The following is a 19,696-nucleotide window of genomic DNA, read 5'->3' on the forward strand; positions in this document are numbered from 1 at the left end:
CAAAGCATGGCGCGTCATGCGTTGCATGGCTAGCATTCAAACAAACCGAGGAGGAAGCGCGATGACGGAGGCCGGGCGACATCGTCGCTGGTTGTTTTCACTGTGGGTCCTGGTGGCATCCTGCGCATTCGGCGACGTCGCCATTGCGCAGACCAGCGAGACCGGCGACCTCTCGTTCGAGCTGGTCGATCCAAAAGTGCTGCGCGTCTGTGCAGACCCGCGCAATCTGCCGTTCTCGAACGAGAAGGGCGAGGGGTTCGAGAACAAGCTCGCCGAGCTGCTCGCGGACAAGCTCCAGAAGAAGCTCGACTACGTCTTCTTCCCGCAGGCCACCGGCTTCGTGCGCATGACGCTGGGCGCGCATCGCTGCGACGTCATCATGGGATTTCCGCAAGGCGATGACCTCGTGCAGGGCACCAATCCCTATTACCGCACGACCTATGCGCTGGTCGCCAAGACCGGCAGCGGGCTCGAGGACGTCGATACGCTCGAAGACGCGCGCCTGAAGGGCAAGCATGTCGGCATCGTCGCCGGCACGCCGCCGGCCACCAACATGGCGATCGCCGGCCTGATGGGCGATGCAAAACCCTATCCCCTGATGATCGACACGCGCTTCGATAACTCCGCGCAGGCGATGGTCGACGACCTCGTCGCCGGCAAGATCGACGCAGGCGTGCTGTGGGGTCCGATGGCCGGGTATTATGCGAAGAAGGCTGGCTCGCTTCATGTCACGCCGCTGGTGAAGGAAACCACCGGGCCGAAGCTGGTCTATCGCATCGGCATGGGCGTGCGGCCCGCCGACCAGAACTGGAAGCGGCAGCTCAACAAGCTGATCCAGGAGAACCAGGGCGAGATCAACAAGATCCTGATCGACTTTGGCGTGCCGCTGCTCGACGAGAGCGACAAGCCGCTCGGCGCGGAGACGGCCAAGAAGACGCCATGAGGCGGCGCGTTGCCGCTGCGCTGGTTGCCGCCATTCTGGTGGCGCCGGCGTTGGCGCAGCAGCAGGAGCCGTTCGAGCCCGAGGAATATCGCTCCGACAATTACCGCGCGCCGGTGCCGGCGACGCTCACTGGCGCGCGCGTGCTGACGACTGCGGAGGCCGAAGCAATCTGGCGTGCGAAGAGCGGCGCCTTCATCGACGTGCTGCCGCGCGCGCCGAAGCCGAAGAACCTTCCCGAAGGCACCGTCTGGCGCGATATGCCGCGAAGAAACATACCGGGCAGCACCTGGCTGCCGGACACCGGCTACGGCGTGCTGCCGCCCGCCATGGACGATTATTTCCAGCGCGGCCTCGCCCGCGCCGCGCGCGGCGACAAGGCTGCGCTGCTCGTGATCTATTGCCTGGCCGACTGCTGGATGTCCTGGAACGCCGCCAAGCGCGCCTTGGCTTACGGTTATGCCAACGTCGCCTGGTACCCCGACGGCACAGATGGCTGGGAGCGCGCAAACCTTCCGCTGGACGATGCGCAACCCGAGCCGCGGCCGGAGCAATAGTTCTCTCCTCGTCATTGCGAGCGTAGCGAAGCAATCCGGAGTCCCTCCGTGGAAAGATTCTGGATTGCTTCGCTGCCCTCGCAATGACGGTGTGGGTCGAGCGTCCGCGCACATCGACTAGACGCCTCGCGGAAGCTCCCTTTCGCCGAGAGCGAGGCGGAAGCAAAGCCTACTGCTTCTGCAGCTTCGTCAGCGTGCCTGTACCATTGTTGTCGGTCGCCGAGTACGTCACCCTGTCGCCGGCATGGACGGCATCCAGCATCGCGGCGTCCTTGGCCTTGTACTCCTGAAGCGTGCCGGCGCCGCCTGCGCTGCCGCCGACCGTGCCCTTCTGTGTCTGCTGGATCGAGATCGTGCTGTTGAGCCGGTCGATTCTGGTGACCATCCCGGTCATGTCGTCAGCAAAAGCAGGGGACGCAAGCGTGCTGATGGCTGCAGCGCATGCGAAGATGAATTTTGTTGTTCCCATCGAGGCCTCCCGACGTCTTGGAGTTCACGTCGACAAGCCATCCTAGAGCGATTTGGTTCCGGCTGATAGCGCGGCAAAGGGTAACGATGGCGTTGATATCGCGGGAACCTTCCGAAAGTCGTCGTCAGCGAGGCTGACGCTATTCCATTTCCTGCTGGATCACGCGTCCGAGAGCGAACAGGCGCTGGTCAATCGCGGTCGGAACCTCGCAGACGAACCGCACCACCTTGTGGCGATCTTCGAAAATGCGGGTTTCCCAGATCAACTGGTTGCTGAGCGCATCGACCTTTGCGTCGTCGCGTGGTGTCGCGCTCTGGAGCGCCTGGAGCTGGATCGACTCCTCGCGGATCTTGTCGGCCGCCTCGCGCTGTTTGCGGCTGACGCGTTCGAGCCCGTTCATGACCTGCGAGCGCTGGGCGTTGAGCGTGTCGAACAAGCCGGCGAACAACAGCTTGGCGTTTGCCGTCTTGTCAGCGGCGGAGCCGGCCAAAAACTCCTTCACCGACTTCTCGGCCTCGTCCATCGGCGTCTTCCGCGCCGACAGTTTTGAGACCAGCGCGGTGACCTTTGCGTCGTCCTTCCATTTGGTCTCGGCGTCGTCGAGTGCGGGACCGGCCCAGACGGCGGCGAGCGAGATGTCCGGCACCTTGGCCTGCGTGCAAGGCCAGTTGGGATAGCGCGGATCGGCGGCGCACGCAGCCGTGCTCGCAACGGCGAGCGCAAAAGCGGCCATGGCCAGAACCTTCATCCTTCGCCTCCCGCAGGGCCCCGTCGCGCCAGCCCGCGCGAGGGATCATAGGCCAGAATCGCGCCGATCATGAAGACGATTGTGCAGGCCGCCACTACCGCCAGCGAGATCCAGTTGATTTGCCCGTAGAATGCAAAACGGATCAGTTCGACCGCATGGGTGAACGGGTTGGCCTGGCAGAGATAGTAGAGATAGGGGCTCCCCTCCTGCACGCGCCAGAGCGGGTAGAGCGCGGAGGAGGCGAAGAACATCGGAAAGATCACGAAGTTCATCACGCCGGCGAAGCTTTCAAGCTGCTTGATGCCCGAGGAGATCAGCATGCCGAGCGAGCCCAGCATCAGCCCCGACAGGATCAGCGCCGGCAGCACGGTGAGATAGCCGATCGCGGGAGGGGTGATGTCCCAGAACCAGGCGATCAGCAGGAACGCATAGACCTGGAGCAGCGACACCGCGGTGCCCGCCAGCAGCTTGCAGAACAAGAGGAACCCGCGCGGCAGCGGGCTCACCAGCAGCGTCCGCATATTGCCCATCTCGCGGTCATAGACCATCGAGAGCGAGGACTGCATGCCGTTGAAGAGCTGGATCATCGCCATCAGCCCGGGCGCGATATAGACCTCGTAGAGGATGTAGGTCTCGTAAGGCGGGATGATCGAGATGCCGAGCACCTGGCGGAAGCCGGCGGCGAAGATGAACAGCCACACCAGCGGGCGCACCAGCGCCGAGACGAAGCGCTCGCGCTGATGCAGGAAGCGCAGGCCCTCGCGCCAGACGATGCCGGTGAGGCAAGTCATGTATTCCGCGGCCGAGAAACCGCGCGGTGTATCCCGCGTCGTGATGCTGCTCATGCACCGCCTCCCGGCATCGTCTGCGCACCGGTCAGGCGCATGAAGGCGGTGTTGACGTCCTGTGCGCCGGCATCCGTGATGACGCGGCTCATCGGCCCCTGCGCCAGCACCTTGCCCTGGTGCAGCACCACGAGGTCGTCACCAGGCATGATCTCGTCGAACAGATGCGTGGCCCAGAGCACGCCGATGCCTTGCTCGGTGACGAGCTGGCGGACATGGCTGATGATGTCGGCGCGCGCCTTGACGTCGAGGCCGACGGTCGGCTCGTCCAGCAACAGCAGCCGCGGCCGGTGCAGCAGGGCGCGGGCAATCTCCAGCCGCCGCATCTGGCCGCCCGAGAGATCGCGCACCTTGCTGCCGGCACGCTCCGAGAGGCCGATGCGGCCGAGCAGCTCGCCGCTGCGCGCGGCCGCCTCGCGCCGGTTGATGCCGTGCAGGGCGGCGTGATAGAGCAGGTTCTGCGTCAGCGACAGGTCGAGATCGAGCGTGCGCGGCTGGAATACGACGCCGAGCAGCCGCAGCGCCTCGCCGGGGCTCTTGCTGATGTCGTGGCCGAAGATGCCGACGCGGCCGCTCTGGATGCCGAACAGGCGTGTGATCAGCGAGAACAGCGTGCTCTTGCCGGCGCCGTTGAGCCCGAGCAGCGCAGTGAAGCTCGCAGGCTGCACATTGAAGGAGACGTCCATCAACGCCCGGCGCGGCCCATAGGAATGGCTGACGCCGTCGATCGACAGCGCCGGCACCGCGGCCGCTTCCAGCCTCGGCATCTCCTGCGGCTCGGCGATGGGAGCAGGGCTGGTCATGGCGAGATCGTAATGCCCCAGGGCAGTTCGCCCACCTGAATGGTCTTGATCACCTTTTGCGCGGCGACGTCGATGACCGAGACGTCGTTCGACACGCCGTTGGTGGTGAGCAGGTATTTCTCGTCCGGCGTGAACGCCATGTGCCAGACCCGCTGTCCCACCAGCAGGTATTTCGTCACCTTGCGCGAGGCGACGTCGACCACGGCGACGCGGTTGGCCGGGCCGAGCGCGACGAAGGCGGTCTTGTCGTCTTTGGTCATGCCGATGCCGACCGGCTGGATCGCCTCTTTCCGCAACCCCGGAATCTCGAACGTAACCTTGCCGGTTACCTCGTGCTTTTTGGGATCGATGATCGAGATGGTGCCGCCGATCTCCGAGGACACCCACAGCTCCGAACTGTCGTGCTTGAATTCGGCAAAGCGCGGCCGCGCGTCGACCAGCACGTTGGCGACGATCTGGCGCGACGAGGTGTCGATGAAATGCGCCATGTTGGTCGTCTCGGACGTGTTGATCAATGTCTTGCCGTCGGGGCTGATGGTCATGCCCTCGGGCTCGACGCCGACCTGGATGTCGCCGAGCCGCGCGCGCTTCTCCAGATCGATCACGGTCACCGTGTTGTCGTTCTCGTTGGCGACATAGAGGATTTTTCCGGCCGCATCCTGCGCGAACAATTCCGGGTCGGGCCCGGAGGGCAGGCTGTCCACGATCGCTTGCGTCTTGGCATCGATCACCTGGATGGTGTCGTCGTCGCCGACCGCGACCATCACGAACTTGCCGTCGCGCGTGAAATCGATGCCGCGCGGGCGCTGGCCGACCTTGATGGTCTTGGTCACGGTCCAGCTGTCGGTGTCGATCACCGAGACCGTGTTGCTCTTCTCGTTCGAGACATAGGCGATGAACGCATGCGCGGGCGCGGCCGCAAGCGCCAGTCCGGACAGCAACCCCACACGCCACATGCGCAACATTCGCGTCCTCATTTCAGCTTGCATTTGCTCTCCGGGCGGTCGTAGCCGAGCGTGTCGAGCTCGGAGACCTGGTGCAGAAATCCCTCCTGCGGCGATACCGACACCACCATCCGGCCGTCGACCAGCAGGATCGGCTGGCGCAGCTGCAGGTTCCAGTCGCGCAGGGTCAGTTTCGTGCCCTTGAAGGCAGCGACCGAAAAATCCGGCCCCTTGATGAAGTCGGTGACCTTCTTGACGTCGCCGGAATTGGTGCGCGAGGTGGCCTCGCCGATCATGCGCACCGCCGTCCAGGCCTGCATGTCGAGCGCGGTCATGCGCCGCGAATTCAGCTTGATGAAGCGGTTCTGCATCTGGATCGCGCCCCACTGGTCCTGCGATGCGTCCCAGCTGCGCGGCACGAGGCCGGCCGAGCCCGCGACGGGGCGCGGATCCCAGGTGCGATAGGGCAGGTAGGCGCCGAACACTTCGCTCTCGTCGGCGGCGACCAGCACGTCATAGGCCGGCAACTGTTGCGTGAACACCGGCATCTGGCGCTGGATCAGCGTGACACCGCTATCGGTGCGGCGCGCGCCGCCCTTGTCCTCGAAGGTCTTCTCTTGCACGATCTTGGCGCCGAAGCGTGTGGCGGTACGCCGGAACGCGTCTGCAAACAGCTTGTCCTCGTCATGCGAGCCGACCACGAGCACCCAGCGCTTCCACTGCTTCCACACCAGATATTGGCCGAGCGCATCGGCCAGCATCGCGCGCGTCGGTGCGGTGTGGATGACGTTGGCGCGGCAATCGGCCTCGCGCAGGCGCTCGTCGATCGCGCCGGCGTTGAACAGCAGCGTGCCGCGCTCACGCAGGGCATCCGAGACCTTCAACAGCGCGTCGGCCGGCAGGTCGGCGATGATGAAGCCGTTCTTCTCGGCAAGCGCAGCCGCAGCCTCAACCGGATCTTCGCCTTCCTTGATGCGGCGCTCCTCCAGCGTGAAACGCTGGTTGAGGAATTTTCCCGTGGTGTTGTTGTCCTCGATGGCGAGGCGCGCGCCGGCGACGCCGTCATTCTCCGCGGGCTGCTCGACCAGCGACAGCGTCGATCTGGTGCCGGCGACGCCGAGATAGCCGACGCCGATCTGCACCGGGTCGGCCGCGAGCGCGCTCGTCGCGGCAAGACCCAGGCCGATCAGGCCGACCAACCATCGGATCATGTTTCCTCCAGATGTTCTCCCTGGCTTGACCGCCGGTGGAGAATTGTCTCTGCTAAAGCATGACCGATTTGGCCCGGCTTGCAACCCCGCATTTCGTCCCCGCGCGCGCGAGGCCGGGAATCACGATCATGCGAGCGCTGATCTATTTCGCAGCTTTGCTGTTGACGGGTTCGGTCGCGTTGGCCGATCCGCCCAAGCTCGCTGTGTTCGATTTCGAGCTGATCGACACCAGCCTTCCCGGCGAGTTCTACGGCTCCAGGCCGGAAGAGGCGCGGCTCGAGCGCATCAGCGACCAGCTGCGCAAGGAACTGGCGCTGTCAGGAAGGTTCCAGCTGCTCGACATCGCGCCGATCAGGGATGCCGCCCGTCACGCCAATTTGCAGGCCTGCGGCGGCTGCGACCTCAAGCTTGCCGGCCAGCTTGGCGCCGACCTCGAGATCACCGGCATGGTGCAGAAGGTCTCGAACCTGATCATCAATCTCAACATCTATCTGCGCGACGTGAAGACCGGCAACATGATCACCACCGCCAGCGCCGACATGCGCGGCAACACGGACGAATCGTGGTCGCGCACGATGAGCTACCTGATCCGCAATCGATTGCTGGCGCCGAACTACGGGAAGCCGGAGTAGATTTTCGCCTTTCCCCGCTAGCTCTGCTGCACCCTCGCCCCTTGTGGGAGAGGGTGGCTTCGCGAAGCGAAGACGGGTGAGCGACTGTGTTCGCTGTCAAGCGGGTTGCCATGGTGTTTTCGTCCTGATCATGACGTTGAGGATGGTAAGCAGCTTGCGGGCGACGGCGATCAGGGCAACGAGCTTCGGCTTTCCCTTGGCCACGAGGCGCTCAAAGAAGGCCTTGAGGACGGGGTTGTGACGTCTGGCGGTCATTGCTCCCATGAACAATACCGTTCGCACCGCTTGTCGCCCGCCACCAATGAAGCTTTTTCCGCGCCATTGGCCGGATTGGCGCGTGTAGGGCGCCAAGCCGGCCAGTGCCGCAATCTGCTTGCGGTTCAGGCGGCCGAGCTCTGGCAGTTCGGCCATCAAGGTCCGGGGAATGATGGGCCCAACGCCGGGAACGGAGGCGAGCAAATCCTCTGCTTCGCGCCAGGCCGGCGAAGATCGCACTGCATCGTCGATGTCCGTATCGACGCTGACGAGCTCCTTCTCCAGCGCCTTGATCAGCCGTGTGATGCTCTTTCTTAAATGCTGCGAGGTTGCGCGCTTTTCCCGTTGCCGCTCGGCACCCATCATGTCCACGATTTGACGCCGGCGCGTCACCAAATCCGACAAAAACCGTGTCGCCTCATCCGGCAAAGGCCGGGGTTCGGGCCGTGTCGCTGCGGCAAAGTGAGCGATTACAGAAGCATCGATCGGATCGGTCTTGGCGCGTTGTCCGAGTGCCTTGGCAAAGGCACGGACCTGCGCCGGATTGACAACGACGATAGGAAGGCCGGCGCCGCCAACTGCCGCTGCCGCAATGGTCTCGAAGCCGCCCGTCGCCTCGAGCGCCACAATAGTGGGTGCAAGCTGTTTCAGCCGAGCGGTCAGCTGCTCCAACCCCGCATCGTTGCGTTCTACGACGAACGCCTCACCACCGGGATGAACTGCAACGTCAAGACGGTCCTTCGATACGTCGATACCAACCGCGATGATATCCATGGTCACCCTTCCTTGCCTAATCGGGCTTCGCACTTTGCGGCCCAGGCGACTGTTCGGGTTCAATGGACTAACGGACGGGGCACCTCTCTCTCCCACGGCCTGCAACGACCTGGGGGTTTGCGGGCTCCCGTCCGTCACCGCAACGTCTACAATAGCAGACCTGCGGCGCTTCGACTTACAAGGGGTCTCTCTCCGCGAGTCTAACTCTCATTTGAACGCGCGGTGAGATACCCCTCATCCGGCGCCATAGCCGAAGCTTTGCTTCGGCGTTCTTAAGAACGGCGGCCGTGGGCCGCCTATGCCACCTTCTCCCACAAGGGGAGAAGGAAGAAGTCATCACCCCTTCAATCTTTCCGCATGCCAGTGCAGATGATCGCCCATGAAGGTCGAGATGAAATAATAGCTGTGGTCATATCCCGCCTGCCGCCGCAGCGTCAGCGGGATGCCCGCCTTGGTGCAGGCGGCCTGCAGCAGCTCAGGCTTGAGCTGTTCTTTCAGGAAATTGTCGGCCTCGCCGACGTCGACGAGGAAGCCGGAATATTTCGCGCCGTCCTCGATCAGCGCAACGGTGTCGTGGTTGCGCCAGGTCTCCTTGTTCGGTCCGAGATAGCCGGTCAGCGCCTTGATGCCCCAGGGCACGAGCGAGGGCGCCACGATCGGCGCCAATGCGCTGGCGGCGCGATAGCGGTGCGGATTGCGCAGCGCGACCGTCAGTGCGCCGTGGCCGCCCATCGAATGGCCCATCACCGATTGCCGCTTGGCGTCGACCGGAAAATTCTCCGCCACGAGCTTGGGCAGCTCGTCGGTGACATAGCTCCACATGCGATAGTTGCGCGCAAACGGCTCCTGCGTCGCGTCGACATAGAAGCCGGCGCCGAGGCCGAAATCATAGGCATTGTTGGCGTCGCCCGGCACGTCGGGCCCGCGCGGGCTGGTGTCCGGCGCGACGAAGATCAGGCCGAGCTCGGCGCAGGCTTTGCGGAATTCGCCCTTCTCGGTGACGTTGGCATGCGTGCAGGTGAGGCCGGAGAGATACCAGACCACGGGAAGCTTTGCGCCGGCGGAATGTGGGGGAACATAGACCGAGAACACCATGTCGGTTCCGGTCGCCTGGCTGGCATGGCGGTACACGCCCTGCACGCCGCCATAGGATGTGTTGGTCGAGACAGTCTGGATCGTCATGCCGTTATGCTCCGTGGCATCTAACCACATCAAGATTGCAACGCTTGTGTGACCGAATTCGTGGCGGTGTTTGTCAGGCGACGCCGCTGTCGATCGCCAGCCGCACCAGCTCGACCGAGGTCTTCACGCCGAGCTTCTGTCGCATGATCGAGGAGGTGTTGGCGACAGTCTTGTAGGACGACTGCACCAGCCACGCGATCTCGGACAGGCTCTTTCCGGCGCTGAGCAGCCGCAGGATTTCCATCTCGCGTGCGTTCAGCTTCGACAGCGGGCTTTGCGCCAGCGTCGGTCCTGCAAACGCGATGCTGCGCGCGATCGCGGTGGGCAGATAGGTGCCGCCGCCCCCGACGGCGCGGATCGCCTCGACGAGGTCGTCGGGGTCGCCGGTCTTGGAGACGTAGCCCTTGGCCCCGCACTCGATCGCGCGCGCGGCGAATGCAGGGTCGTCGTTCATGCTGAACATGATGATGCGGGCCTCGGGCGCACGTTCGAGGATGCGGCGCGCGAGCTCGAAGCCGGAGACGGTCGGCAGGTTGATGTCGATGATGCAGAGGTCGGGGCGCTCGACAATGAAGACGCATTCGCCGTCCTCGGCGTCGGCGGCCTCCAAAATCTCGATCTCGCCCTCGTCGGCCAGCACGGCACGGCAGCCGGAGGCGACAATGGGATGATCGTCGACGATCAGAATGCGCATAGGCGTTCCCCGTGACAGCCTCGGCCTGCTTTTCCGCCGCATGATCCGAACAAGAACGCTGCGCGCGTCTCATGTCGCCTCATGCAACCCGGCCGGGATTGCTGTACGCTTTCGATTAGATATCGGGCGCTTCGCCTCTGTCAACGTCATCGGACAGGCGCGGGCCAACCTTCGCGAGGCACGGGCAGCACCAATGTGGCAAAATCTATCGTTGCGCGCGCGCATCAACCTTCTGCTGGCGCTGCTGCTGGCGCTGGGGCTTGCCGTCAATATCGGCCGCCAGGTCGCGGAAGCCGGGCCGCGCGTGCAGGCCGAGGACCAGAGCGTGATCCGGCTTGCGCGCGAATTCATCGAGATGATCGTTGCGGATCTGAACGAGGCGCCCGATCCGGATGCCAGGCTGAACCAGATCGCGCGCGATCTGAGCCGCCTGCGCCATGTCAGCATCGCGCTTCAGGACGCCGGCGGTAACCCGCTGACGCCGCCCCGGCCTGCCGACGACGACGCGCGCGGACCGCCGGCCTGGTTCGTCGGCCTGGTTCATCCCGAGCAGACCACGGTGAGCGTGCCGGTCTCGGTCCATGGCAAGCCGGGCTCGCTGGTGATCACCGCGCATCCCGATGACGAGATCGCCGAGATCTGGGACGCCATCGTGACCCAGCTCGAGGTCGGCTCGGTGATCGCGCTCGCGCTGTTCCTGGTGATGATGACGGTGGTCGGCCGCGCGCTCGCGCCGCTGCAGTCGTTGGCGCAGACGATGACCGCGATCGAGGGCGGGCATTATGACGCGCGCGCCACGCCGGGCGGTGCGCCCGAGCTGGCCGCGATCTGCGGCAAGCTCAATCATCTCGCGGCGGCGCTCGGCGAGGCGGTGGAGGAAAAGCGGCTTTTGGCCGAGCGCGCGGTGTCGCTCCAGGACGTCGAGCGCAAGGAGATCGCGCGCGAGCTGCACGACGAATTCGGGCCGTATCTGTTCTCGCTGCGCGCGCATGCGAGCGCGCTGGCGAAGCTCGCGGACGGGCGCGCGCCGAATGCCGACTCGGTCCGAAAGCACGGCAGCGCCTTGCTGGAACAGATCAACCAGCTCCAGCAGTTCACCCGCCGGGTGCTGGAGCGGCTCCGGCCCGTCGGCCTTGCCGAGCTCGGCCTGCGCCAGGCGCTGGAATCGCTCTCGCGGCTGTGGCGGGAGTCGCATCCCGACGTCGCGATCGAAACCGTGATCTCCGCCACGCTCGGGGTCACCGGCGAGACGGCCGACCTCACCATCTACCGCATCGTGCAGGAGGCGCTCACCAACGTGTTCCGCCACGCCGGCGCGACGTCGGTCAATGTCGTGATCGAGCCCGTCGAGCAGGCCGGCGGCCGCGGCTATGCGCGCGTGCGGGTCAGCGACAACGGCCGCGGCATGGAGCCGGGCCAGAAGCTCGGCTTCGGCCTCGTCGGCATGCGCGAGCGCATTCTGGCGCTGGGCGGCACGCTCAACGTCGTCTCCGGCGACGGCGGCTTGACCGTGGAGGCGCTGGTTCCGACGGCGGCGTCCTGATTGCATCGGGAAAAATTCCCGATTTGGTCGGGAAAACGGGTGCGGATAGTGCCAGACCTTTTGTGGCTGGCGGACTCACTGCCGCCGAATACACTCATCTCAACCAAACGGCGAAAATCAAAACAGCCGGTGGTCACGGATGGGAAGGCAGGGATGGGCAAGCCTCTTTGGTTCAAGCGTCGTTTGTTGATAGCCTCGGTGTCGACGGGGCTGGTGTCGGGCTTGGTCCTTGCAGGCCCCGCCGCAGCCGCGCAGGATGAGGAAACCAACGTCCAGAATCTGCCGGCGGTCGAGATCGCGGCACCACCGCCGTCGGCCGTGAGGCGCAGTGCGCCAACGCGGCCGGTCGCACGGGTAGGGGCGCCGGCGTCCGCCGCTCCGAAGACACGCCTTTACGTCTACCCGACCTCACCGGGCACCGGCCGAGGTCTCGATGTCGACAAGGTGCCGTCCGCGATCAATGCGGTTGATGCCAGCCAGATCAGGCGTACCGCCTCGCCAGATATCGCCGTTGCCCTGCAGCAGTACGTGCCTGGTCTCAGCATCAATGAAGTGACCGGCAATCCATTCCAGCCCGATGTGCAGTTTCGCGGCTTCGTCGCTTCACCTCTGGCCGGCACGCCGCAGGGCCTCGCCGTCTACCAGAACGGCGTGCGCATCAACGAGGCGTTTTCCGACACTGTTAATTGGGATCTGATCCCGACGGCCGCGATCCGATCGGCGCTGGTCGTAACTAACAATCCGGCATACGGCCTTAACGCGCTCGGCGGCGCCATCGATCTGCAGATGAAGAACGGCTTTAACTATCAAGGTGCCGAAATCGACATCATGGGCGGCTCATTCGGCCGCATCCAGGGCTCTGCACAATGGGGCAAGCAGGTCGACAACAATTGGTCGGTCTACGGAGCGCTCGAAGGCGTTCACGACAATGGTTTCCGCAATTTCTCGCAATCGGATGTCCGGCGGTTCTATGGCGATGTCGGGTATCGCTTCGAAGGCAACGAGTTTCACCTCAATGGCGGCGTCGCCAACAATTCCCTGGCAGGACCCAGCACTGTTCCGGCCGAATTGCTCCAGCAATATTGGGGGGCGACCTACACAACGCCGCAAACCATCTCCAACAAGGTCGGCTATCTCAACCTGACCGGCAAGGTGGAGGCGACGCCGACCTGGACCTTTGAGGGCACGGCGCATGTGCGGAGCTTCAAACAGAGCACCGTGGACGGAAACCCGACCGACGCCCAGGCATGTGCCGATCCAACGCTCCTGTGCTTTGGCAATGATACGGTCCCGGCTTTTGGCCTGAATGGCGTTCAGCTCGCCAATACCTTTGCGCCAGACGCCATCCTCAGCGAGATCGATCGCACCAGCACGAAATCGACCACATTTGGCGTATCCGGTCAGGCAACCAACACCGACCAGCTGTTCGGTCATGAGAACCGCTTCGTAGTTGGCGCGAGCTATGATGTCAGCAGCACGCGCTTCACCGGCAGCGCTGAATTAGGAACCATAGGCACGAACTATGTCGTCACGGGCAGCGGCATATTCCTAGGTCCCTCCGGTGATCCGACATCGGTTGGTCCCGTGTCGCTTCGCACCGTCAACCAATATCACGGGCTCTATGCGCTCGACACGTTCAACGTGGACGATCGCTTTGCGGTGACGGCAGGCGGGCGATTCAACGCGGCCCGTGTCACGCTGATGGACCAGCTCGGCACCGCACTCAATGGCGATCATACCTATGATCGGTTCAATCCGATCATCGGCGGCACCTACAAGATCACCTCTGAAGTGACTGCCTATGCCGGCTATTCCGAAGCCAACCGGGTGCCCACGCCACTCGAGCTCGGCTGCGCCGATCCGGCGAGGCCGTGCATCATCGGGCAGTTTCTGATCGCTGACCCCCCACTTCAGCAAGTCGTATCCAAGACGTTCGAAGCGGGCTTCCGCGGTACCAAGGAATTGAACATCGGCTCGCTCGGCTGGAAAATCGGTGCCTACCGTGCCACCAACTACGACGACATCCTCGCGACCCCAATTCCGGGCCTGACTGGCTTCGGCTTCTTCCAGAACGTCGGCCGGACGCGCAGGCAGGGTATCGAAGCCGAGGTGAGCCTGAAGTCGAATGTGCTTCAGTTCCAGGCGAGCTATGCGTTCCTGGACGCGCGCTTCCTCGACGCGCTGACGCTTGGATCAGAGAGCCCGTTCGCCGACGCCGGCAACATCCAGGTCTTGCCGGGCAATCACATTCCGCGCCTCCCTAGCCACCTTATTAAGGCAAGCATCGAATATGCGGTTACCGATGTCTGGAAGGTCGGGAGTGACGCGCTCTTTGTCTCGAGCCAGTATTTCGTCGGCGACGAGTCCAACCAGTTTCCGCAGCTGCCGTCCTACGCGGTGTTCAATCTCCACACCTCCTACCAGATCACCAAGAACCTGCAGATTTACGGTCGCGTCGCCAACATCTTCGACAACCGCTACTCGACCCTTGGCACCTTCTTCGACAGGGAAGCCTTGCCCAACTTCACCAATGGCGGTGCGGAATTTAACGACCCGCGATCGCTGAGCCCGGCAAGGCCCCGTGCGTTCTATGCGGGCATGCGGATGACGTTCTGAGTGTGGCTCCGTTGAGCCACTAGCGTCGGGCACCGGCGCAGGTTTTGCCCTCTCCCCCTTCTTGTGGGAGAGGGCTGATAAGCCATAGGCGACCTAGGAGTTGGGCGGCCCCCAAACCGTTTCCTCCGTCCAGCCCAGATCGGCAAACTCGGATGCCCTCAACGGCGCTTCGGCAGCTGAAAAGAACTCGTCGAGCTGCGGCGGCTTGACGCGTGTTCCCGATAACATCGTATGCACCTGCCCACGGTGGTGAATTTGATGCTGAATGAGATGCATCAGCAGCCGGTCGCGTCGCTCTATCTGGACACCAGGATCTCGATTGATCCGCACGTCTTCGTTCAACGAGGCGGGTGTCAGAGCATCGCAGACGCCGATGAAGCGCCGGTCCATCGATGCTTGAGCTTCCGAGAGCCCTGCAAGAGCTGGAAATGGGATCGGATCCTCCCAGGCCTTCGGCCCAAGCCATCCGTCCTCGAGTGCATCGACGTAAAAGAGGTCGACGACGTAAATGTGGTTCAACGTCCGCTGTAGGCTCGGGAAGAAGCCCGTCCGCTCGACCTCAAATTCGCCTTGGCTCAGCTCGGCGCACGCGCGGAGCAACCGGTGGTTCGCCCAGGCATTATTGTAGGCGAAGGCGCGATAGCTTTGAACGATCGACATTGCAAACCCCGTACACCGACCTGCTTGGCGCCGCGTTCCTTTACCGATCAGAAACCATAGCGAATGATCTGAAAATTGTAACGAAACGACTTGGCTGTTTCCGGGTAGGTTTGCCGGAGGGCCCGTCCGATGACAGAGCACCAGTTGCGAGAGCGGGAATTCCAGATCGCGCGTTACAGGCTTCTGGAGCGCGAAGTCACCGATCCGCTTGCCGCGTGCCTGCTTCACAGCATCATCGAGGATCTGGAAGCCGAGTTGCGAAGGGACAGACCGGATTCGCACGGGCCGCGCGATTAACCGTTTCTTAGCGCTAATCATGCGGATTATTCGCGAGGGAATGTCAAGGGAGACTGCTCCCATGCTGAAGGACGGCACCTACGCGGCGTGGTACAAGACGCCACTCGACCAGGGTACCGGGATCGTCCATGTCGCAGACGGACAAATCTGGGGCTGCGACAGCCTGATGACCTATCACGGCTCCTGCAAGGTCGATGGCGATCGCTTCACCGCCACCGTGTCGACGAAGCGTCACACCGACGGACGTGCAACGGTCTTCGGCATCGACGACGAGCTCACGCTGGACATCGAGGGAAACTGCCCCGGCAAGGTCGCGACCTACACGGCGAAGGCAGCGCAGATGCCGGGAATGATCCTCCAGGGTACGCTCATTCTCACGGAACAGCAGCCGCCCGCGCGTGAGCGAACCGAGCAGGCATCGGCGTTCAATCCCGACAAGCTTCCGAAATTGCCCAAGCGCTCGCGCTGATCGAGCGAGCCGGGTCGCTCGGCGTGCTCGGTTCAATACAGCATCATGTCGGACAAGGCTTCGCGTCGCCAGCTTGCCAGGCTGGCGCGACGGCCGCAGCAGGACTCGCAATCACTCGGGACCGCGTTTGTGAACGGACGTATGCGTTCTTGCCATCGATGGTGGAGCGTCGGATCGTTCTATCGATGGTTTCGGACGATCGCTCCTGCATTCGCAGCGCGAAGCTGAAGATCATACCGCCCAACGGCAAGGACCGCGACTTCGTGGTGGATGGTCTGGGCTCGCGAGCCGTGATCAATTCGCTGTTGGCGTGCTTCGACGCGGCTCAGGGCGTGAAGGGCAAAAAGCAGGGCTGTGGGGTAAATCCGGGGCGTTCTTCTGCATTTTTGCATCCGCAAGTCCCGGAACTCCCGCTTTTCAAGCAGCTTCCGACACGCCATTGTGCCGCCGCAACAATCGTCTCAAGGGGCAGTATCAATGTCGGACAAGGTCTCGCGTCGCCAGTTTGCCAAGCTGGCGGGATTGTCCGCAGCCGGAATCGCAAATCCGCTGGAGGCCGCCGAGGTTAAGCCGGCGCCGGCGCCGCGGGGCGTGGACGGCTTTCCGGCGGGCTTTGTCTGGGGCACGGCGACCTCGTCCTATCAGGTCGAGGGTGCGGTGGACGTCGACGGGCGGGGGGCTTCGATCTGGGACAAGTTCGTGCGCATCCCCGGCAAGATCGAGGACGGCACCACCGGCGATCGCGCCGTCGAGCATTATCAGCGCTACAAGGAGGACATCGCGCTCATCAAGGAGCTCGGCTGCAAGGCCTACCGCTTCTCGGTGGCATGGCCGCGGGTGTTTCCGGACGGCGACGGCAAGCCGAACCCGAAGGGGCTCGACTTCTACAATCGTCTCGTCGACGAGCTCCTCAAGAACGGCATAGAGCCGTGGCTGACGCTTTATCACTGGGACCTGCCGCAATCGCTCCAGGATCGCTTCGGCGGCTGGCGCTCGACCGAGACGTGCAAGATCTTTGGCGACTATGCGGGCTATGTCGCCGAGCGCCTGACCGATCGCGTCAAGAACGTGTTCACGCTGAACGAGAGCGGACGTTTCGTCCAGTTCGGCTATGGCCTCGGCATCGACGCGCCCGGCGTGACGCTGCCGCAAGCGGAGGTCAACCAGGTCAGGCATAACAGCGCGCTCGCGCACGGGCTCGCGGTGCAGGCGGTGCGGGCGCACGGCCGCCCCGGCACCAGGGTCGGGCCGGCCGAGAATATCGACGTCTGCGTTCCCGCAATCGACACGCCCGAGCATGTCCGTGCGGCCGAGATCGCGCTACGCGAGATGAATGCCGGTTATCTCAACGTCATCATGACCGGCCGGTATACCGACGCCTTCCTGAAATACGCGGGCGCCGATGCGCCGAAATACACCGACGCCGAGCTGAAGATCATCTCCTCGCCGGTCGACTTCCTCGGCCTCAACATCTACGCGCCACAGAACTACGTGGTGCCCTCCGACCAGGGCGCGGGCTTCATGCCGCTTCCGATCCCGAAATCGTTCCCGCACATGAACTCGAACTGGCTCCGCGTCGCGCCGGAGACGATCTACTGGGTGCCGAAGCTGGCCGCAAAGATCTGGAAGACGGATGCGATCTACATCAGCGAGAACGGCACCTCCGGCGACGACGTGGTGACGCCCGACGGCAAGATCTACGACACCGACCGCATCATGTACCTGCGCAACTATCTCGCGCAGCTCCAGCGCGCCACCGCGGAGGGCGTGCCGGTGCGCGGCTACTTCCTCTGGAGCCTGCTGGACAACTTTGAATGGGTGTTCGGGCTCAACAAGCGTTTCGGGCTCTATCACGTCAATTTCGACACGCAGGTGCGCACGCCGAAGCTCAGCGCGACCTTCTACCGCAACGTGATCGCGAAGAACGCGGCGGGGGCATAGCTTTCTCTCCCTCTCCCGGATTTTCCGCCGCGCGTAAAATCCGACCTCTTCCCGCAGGCGGGGCGAGGTGACGCAAGATCGCGCGGCCACGGCCGTTTAGCCTGACAGGCCAATCGCTTCACCGGTATCACCGCGCCTCATGCGGAACCCGCGTTTCTACTGTGCATGGGGTTGTTTTTCAGTTTTTGCGCGGAGGCTGCGCAGCACCGCACGTTGACTCCACTCTTCCCCTTATTCAGAAACGACATCAACACCCATAAACAAGAGGACAACGCCAATGGCTGACGCGCTGATCATCGATGCCTGCCGGACCCCGCGGGGCGTCGGCAAGGCCGGCAAGGGAGCACTCTCGGGCATTCATCCGCAGCAGCTCGGCGCGACCGTGCTGCGCGCGCTCGCCGATCGCACCGGCATCGACACCGCCGATGTCGACGACATCGTATGGGGCTGTAGCGCGCAGGTCGCGACCCAAAGTGGCGACCTCGGCCGCATGTCGGCGCTCGATGCCGGCTACGACGTGCGCGCCAGCGCGGTGACGCTGGACCGCTTCTGCGGAAGCGGCATCACCAGCGTCAACATGGCGGCGGCCTCGATCATGTCGGGCACCGAAGACCTCGTCATCGCCGGCGGCTGCGAGATGATGTCGATGGAGGGACGCCGCGGCGGCGGTCCGATGATGATGGACTCCGGCAATCTGCGCCTGCGTGCGCGGCATCCGCAGTCGCATCAGGGCGTCTGCGCCGACGCGATCGCGACGCTGGAAGGCATCACGCGGCAGGACGTCGACGCGCTCGGTCTCGAAAGCCAGAAGCGCGCAGCGCAGGCGATTGCCGGCGGTCACTTCAAGAAGAGCCTCGTGCCCGTGCATCGCGAGGACGGCAGCCTCGCGCTCGACCATGAAGAGTATCCGCGGCCGCAAACCACGATGGAAGGGCTGAGCGCATTGAAGCCTGCATTCCCCGCGATCGCCGACTATGCGCTCGACGACAAGGGGACGACCTATCGCGGCCTCATCCTGCAGAAATATCCGGACCTGAACATCGACTTCATGCATCACGCCGGCAATTCCTCCGGCGTCGTCGACGGTGCCGCCGCGATTCTGCTCGCATCGCCCGCTTATGCCAGCGCGCACGGCCTGAAGCCGCGCGCTCGTGTCATCGCGATGGCCAATATGGGGGACTCGCCGACCCTGATGCTGAACGCGCCGGTGCCGGCCACGCGCAAGGTGCTGGCGAAGGCGGGGCTCTCCATCGACGACATCGACCTGTTCGAGATCAACGAGGCCTTTGCGGTGGTGGCGGAAAAGTACATCCGCGACCTCAAGCTCGACCGCGCCAAGGTCAACGTCAATGGCGGCTCGATCGCACTCGGCCATCCCATCGGCGCCACCGGCTCGATCCTGATCGGCACCGTGCTCGATGAGCTCGAACGGCGCGACCTGAAGCGCGGTCTCGTCACCATGTGCGCGGCCGGCGGCATGGCTCCCGCCGTCATCATCGAGCGCGTCTAGCCTTATTTTTCAGGGTGAATCGCGACCGGCCTTTCACAAAGAGGCCGGTCGTCGCTTGTCGAAAGCAGCGAATCAGCTTTAGCAAGGCGGCGTGCGGGCCTTTGAAACAAGGCAAAAACCGCTGCCGGAGGCTCCTTCCGCTCTGGAAGCCGCTGAAAAGCAGGGTTTTTTGCCTCAGAGGGCCAAAAAAGCCCGTAAAATCGCGACAAAACTGTGCAGAAGGCTCTGGGCCTTCAACGGTTGGTCTAATATGCAACCGGCAACGAATCAGAGGAGACACGATGCCAACCCAAATGTCCAAATCGCAGCTGATCGAAAAGATTGCGACCGCCACCGAGCTTTCCAAGCGCGACGTCAAGAGCGTCATGGAGACGCTGACCGACGTCGGTCACAAGGAGCTCAAGAAGAACGGCCTGTTCCTGGTGCCGGGCTTCGCCAAGTTCGTGGTCATCAAGAAGCCCGCGACCAAGGCGCGCAAGGGTACCAACCCGTTCACGGGTGAAGAGATGATGTTCAAGGCCAAGCCGGCCCGGAAGATCGTCCGCGCCCGCCCGGTCAAGGCCGCCAAGGACGCGGTGGGCTAACAACGCAAAGGCCCCCTCGGCT

The 19,696-nt window shown here is 63.6% G+C and carries 20 protein-coding genes; 10 read left to right on the plus strand and 10 right to left on the minus strand.

Annotated features, from left to right (window positions below):
- Nucleotides 1-61: 61 nt before the first annotated feature.
- Together AB7G19_RS12840 and AB7G19_RS12845 are read left to right on the plus strand one after the other, a co-directional pair.
- The gene (locus AB7G19_RS12840; RefSeq protein WP_063981993.1) at nucleotides 62-943 is read left to right on the plus strand and encodes a substrate-binding domain-containing protein; all 882 of its coding nucleotides are present in this window, start codon (nucleotides 62-64) and stop codon (nucleotides 941-943) included.
- Nucleotides 940-1,497 carry a PQQ-dependent catabolism-associated CXXCW motif protein gene (locus AB7G19_RS12845; RefSeq protein ID WP_441267840.1) on the plus strand — a complete coding sequence of 186 codons (558 nt, stop codon included), beginning with the start codon at nucleotides 940-942 and terminating at the stop codon, nucleotides 1,495-1,497. Before AB7G19_RS12840 ends, AB7G19_RS12845 begins: the two co-directional genes overlap by 4 nt.
- Nucleotides 1,498-1,666: 169 nt before the next feature.
- Here the strand turns inward: AB7G19_RS12845 and AB7G19_RS12850 are convergent, their stop codons facing one another.
- The 6 genes from AB7G19_RS12850 to AB7G19_RS12875 form a co-directional block, all read right to left on the minus strand.
- Nucleotides 1,667-1,966, minus strand: coding sequence for a copper-binding protein (locus tag AB7G19_RS12850; protein WP_063981995.1), 300 nt, complete (start codon nucleotides 1,964-1,966; stop codon nucleotides 1,667-1,669).
- 139 nt (nucleotides 1,967-2,105) lie between these two features.
- On the minus strand, nucleotides 2,106-2,714 hold the full coding sequence (locus AB7G19_RS12855; protein WP_063981996.1) for a hypothetical protein: 609 nt from the start codon (nucleotides 2,712-2,714) through the stop codon (nucleotides 2,106-2,108).
- Nucleotides 2,711-3,559, minus strand: a complete 849-nt coding sequence (locus AB7G19_RS12860; RefSeq protein WP_063981997.1) for an ABC transporter permease — start codon at nucleotides 3,557-3,559, stop codon at nucleotides 2,711-2,713. The genes AB7G19_RS12855 and AB7G19_RS12860 overlap by 4 nt, the downstream gene beginning before the upstream one ends.
- Nucleotides 3,556-4,362, minus strand: a complete 807-nt coding sequence (locus tag AB7G19_RS12865) for an ABC transporter ATP-binding protein (protein ID WP_354096576.1) — start codon at nucleotides 4,360-4,362, stop codon at nucleotides 3,556-3,558. Before AB7G19_RS12865 ends, AB7G19_RS12860 begins: the two co-directional genes overlap by 4 nt.
- Nucleotides 4,359-5,327 (minus strand): YVTN family beta-propeller repeat protein, encoded by a 969-nt coding sequence (locus AB7G19_RS12870; RefSeq protein WP_063981999.1) that lies wholly within the window; start codon nucleotides 5,325-5,327, stop codon nucleotides 4,359-4,361. The genes AB7G19_RS12865 and AB7G19_RS12870 overlap by 4 nt, the downstream gene beginning before the upstream one ends.
- 8 nt (nucleotides 5,328-5,335) lie before the next feature.
- On the minus strand, nucleotides 5,336-6,517 hold the full coding sequence (locus tag AB7G19_RS12875; protein ID WP_063982000.1) for an ABC transporter substrate-binding protein: 1,182 nt from the start codon (nucleotides 6,515-6,517) through the stop codon (nucleotides 5,336-5,338).
- Nucleotides 6,518-6,576: 59 nt separating this feature from the next.
- On the opposite strand from AB7G19_RS12875, the gene AB7G19_RS12880 reads away from it, so the two are divergent.
- Nucleotides 6,577-7,149 carry a DUF3280 domain-containing protein gene (locus AB7G19_RS12880; RefSeq protein WP_187387989.1) on the plus strand — a complete coding sequence of 191 codons (573 nt, stop codon included), beginning with the start codon at nucleotides 6,577-6,579 and terminating at the stop codon, nucleotides 7,147-7,149.
- A 96-nt stretch (nucleotides 7,150-7,245) separates the two neighbouring features.
- Here the strand turns inward: AB7G19_RS12880 and AB7G19_RS12885 are convergent, their stop codons facing one another.
- The 3 genes from AB7G19_RS12885 to AB7G19_RS12895 form a co-directional block, all read right to left on the minus strand.
- Complete coding sequence (locus AB7G19_RS12885; RefSeq protein ID WP_354102668.1) at nucleotides 7,246-8,178, minus strand: IS110 family transposase; 933 nt, start codon at nucleotides 8,176-8,178, stop codon at nucleotides 7,246-7,248.
- A gap of 336 nt (nucleotides 8,179-8,514) precedes the next feature.
- Nucleotides 8,515-9,360: an S-formylglutathione hydrolase gene (fghA, locus tag AB7G19_RS12890; RefSeq protein WP_354102667.1), complete on the minus strand. Its 846-nt coding sequence runs from the start codon at nucleotides 9,358-9,360 to the stop codon at nucleotides 8,515-8,517.
- A gap of 73 nt (nucleotides 9,361-9,433) precedes the next feature.
- The gene (locus tag AB7G19_RS12895; RefSeq protein ID WP_014493646.1) at nucleotides 9,434-10,054 is read right to left on the minus strand and encodes a response regulator; all 621 of its coding nucleotides are present in this window, start codon (nucleotides 10,052-10,054) and stop codon (nucleotides 9,434-9,436) included.
- 193 nt (nucleotides 10,055-10,247) lie between these two features.
- Here AB7G19_RS12895 and AB7G19_RS12900 point away from each other — a divergent pair, with 193 nt between their 5' ends.
- Both AB7G19_RS12900 and AB7G19_RS12905 read left to right on the plus strand, forming a co-directional pair.
- Nucleotides 10,248-11,597, plus strand: a complete 1,350-nt coding sequence (locus AB7G19_RS12900; protein WP_063982002.1) for a histidine kinase — start codon at nucleotides 10,248-10,250, stop codon at nucleotides 11,595-11,597.
- A gap of 153 nt (nucleotides 11,598-11,750) precedes the next feature.
- Nucleotides 11,751-14,213, plus strand: a complete 2,463-nt coding sequence (locus AB7G19_RS12905; protein ID WP_441268822.1) for a TonB-dependent receptor domain-containing protein — start codon at nucleotides 11,751-11,753, stop codon at nucleotides 14,211-14,213.
- 93 nt (nucleotides 14,214-14,306) lie between these two features.
- On the opposite strand, the gene AB7G19_RS12910 is transcribed toward AB7G19_RS12905, so the two are convergent.
- The gene (locus AB7G19_RS12910) at nucleotides 14,307-14,873 is read right to left on the minus strand and encodes a DinB family protein (protein ID WP_063982004.1); all 567 of its coding nucleotides are present in this window, start codon (nucleotides 14,871-14,873) and stop codon (nucleotides 14,307-14,309) included.
- Between the two features lie 129 nt (nucleotides 14,874-15,002).
- Between AB7G19_RS12910 and AB7G19_RS12915 the strand changes: the two genes are divergently transcribed.
- The 5 genes from AB7G19_RS12915 to AB7G19_RS12935 all read left to right on the plus strand — a co-directional run bounded on the left by AB7G19_RS12915 (nucleotide 15,003) and on the right by AB7G19_RS12935 (nucleotide 19,674).
- Nucleotides 15,003-15,170 carry a hypothetical protein gene (locus AB7G19_RS12915; protein ID WP_187387990.1) on the plus strand — a complete coding sequence of 56 codons (168 nt, stop codon included), beginning with the start codon at nucleotides 15,003-15,005 and terminating at the stop codon, nucleotides 15,168-15,170.
- A gap of 61 nt (nucleotides 15,171-15,231) precedes the next feature.
- On the plus strand, nucleotides 15,232-15,639 hold the full coding sequence (locus AB7G19_RS12920) for a hypothetical protein (RefSeq protein WP_063982005.1): 408 nt from the start codon (nucleotides 15,232-15,234) through the stop codon (nucleotides 15,637-15,639).
- 477 nt (nucleotides 15,640-16,116) lie between these two features.
- Nucleotides 16,117-17,580: a GH1 family beta-glucosidase gene (locus AB7G19_RS12925; RefSeq protein WP_063982006.1), complete on the plus strand. Its 1,464-nt coding sequence runs from the start codon at nucleotides 16,117-16,119 to the stop codon at nucleotides 17,578-17,580.
- A 277-nt stretch (nucleotides 17,581-17,857) separates the two neighbouring features.
- The gene (locus AB7G19_RS12930) at nucleotides 17,858-19,090 is read left to right on the plus strand and encodes an acetyl-CoA C-acetyltransferase (RefSeq protein ID WP_063982007.1); all 1,233 of its coding nucleotides are present in this window, start codon (nucleotides 17,858-17,860) and stop codon (nucleotides 19,088-19,090) included.
- A gap of 281 nt (nucleotides 19,091-19,371) precedes the next feature.
- Nucleotides 19,372-19,674 (plus strand): HU family DNA-binding protein, encoded by a 303-nt coding sequence (locus tag AB7G19_RS12935; protein ID WP_014493658.1) that lies wholly within the window; start codon nucleotides 19,372-19,374, stop codon nucleotides 19,672-19,674.
- The last annotated feature ends 22 nt before the right edge of the window (nucleotides 19,675-19,696 follow it).

This window comes from Bradyrhizobium sp. 215_C5_N1_1 (genome assembly GCF_052075935.1).
Classification (GTDB): Bacteria; Pseudomonadota; Alphaproteobacteria; order Rhizobiales; family Xanthobacteraceae; genus Bradyrhizobium; species Bradyrhizobium barranii.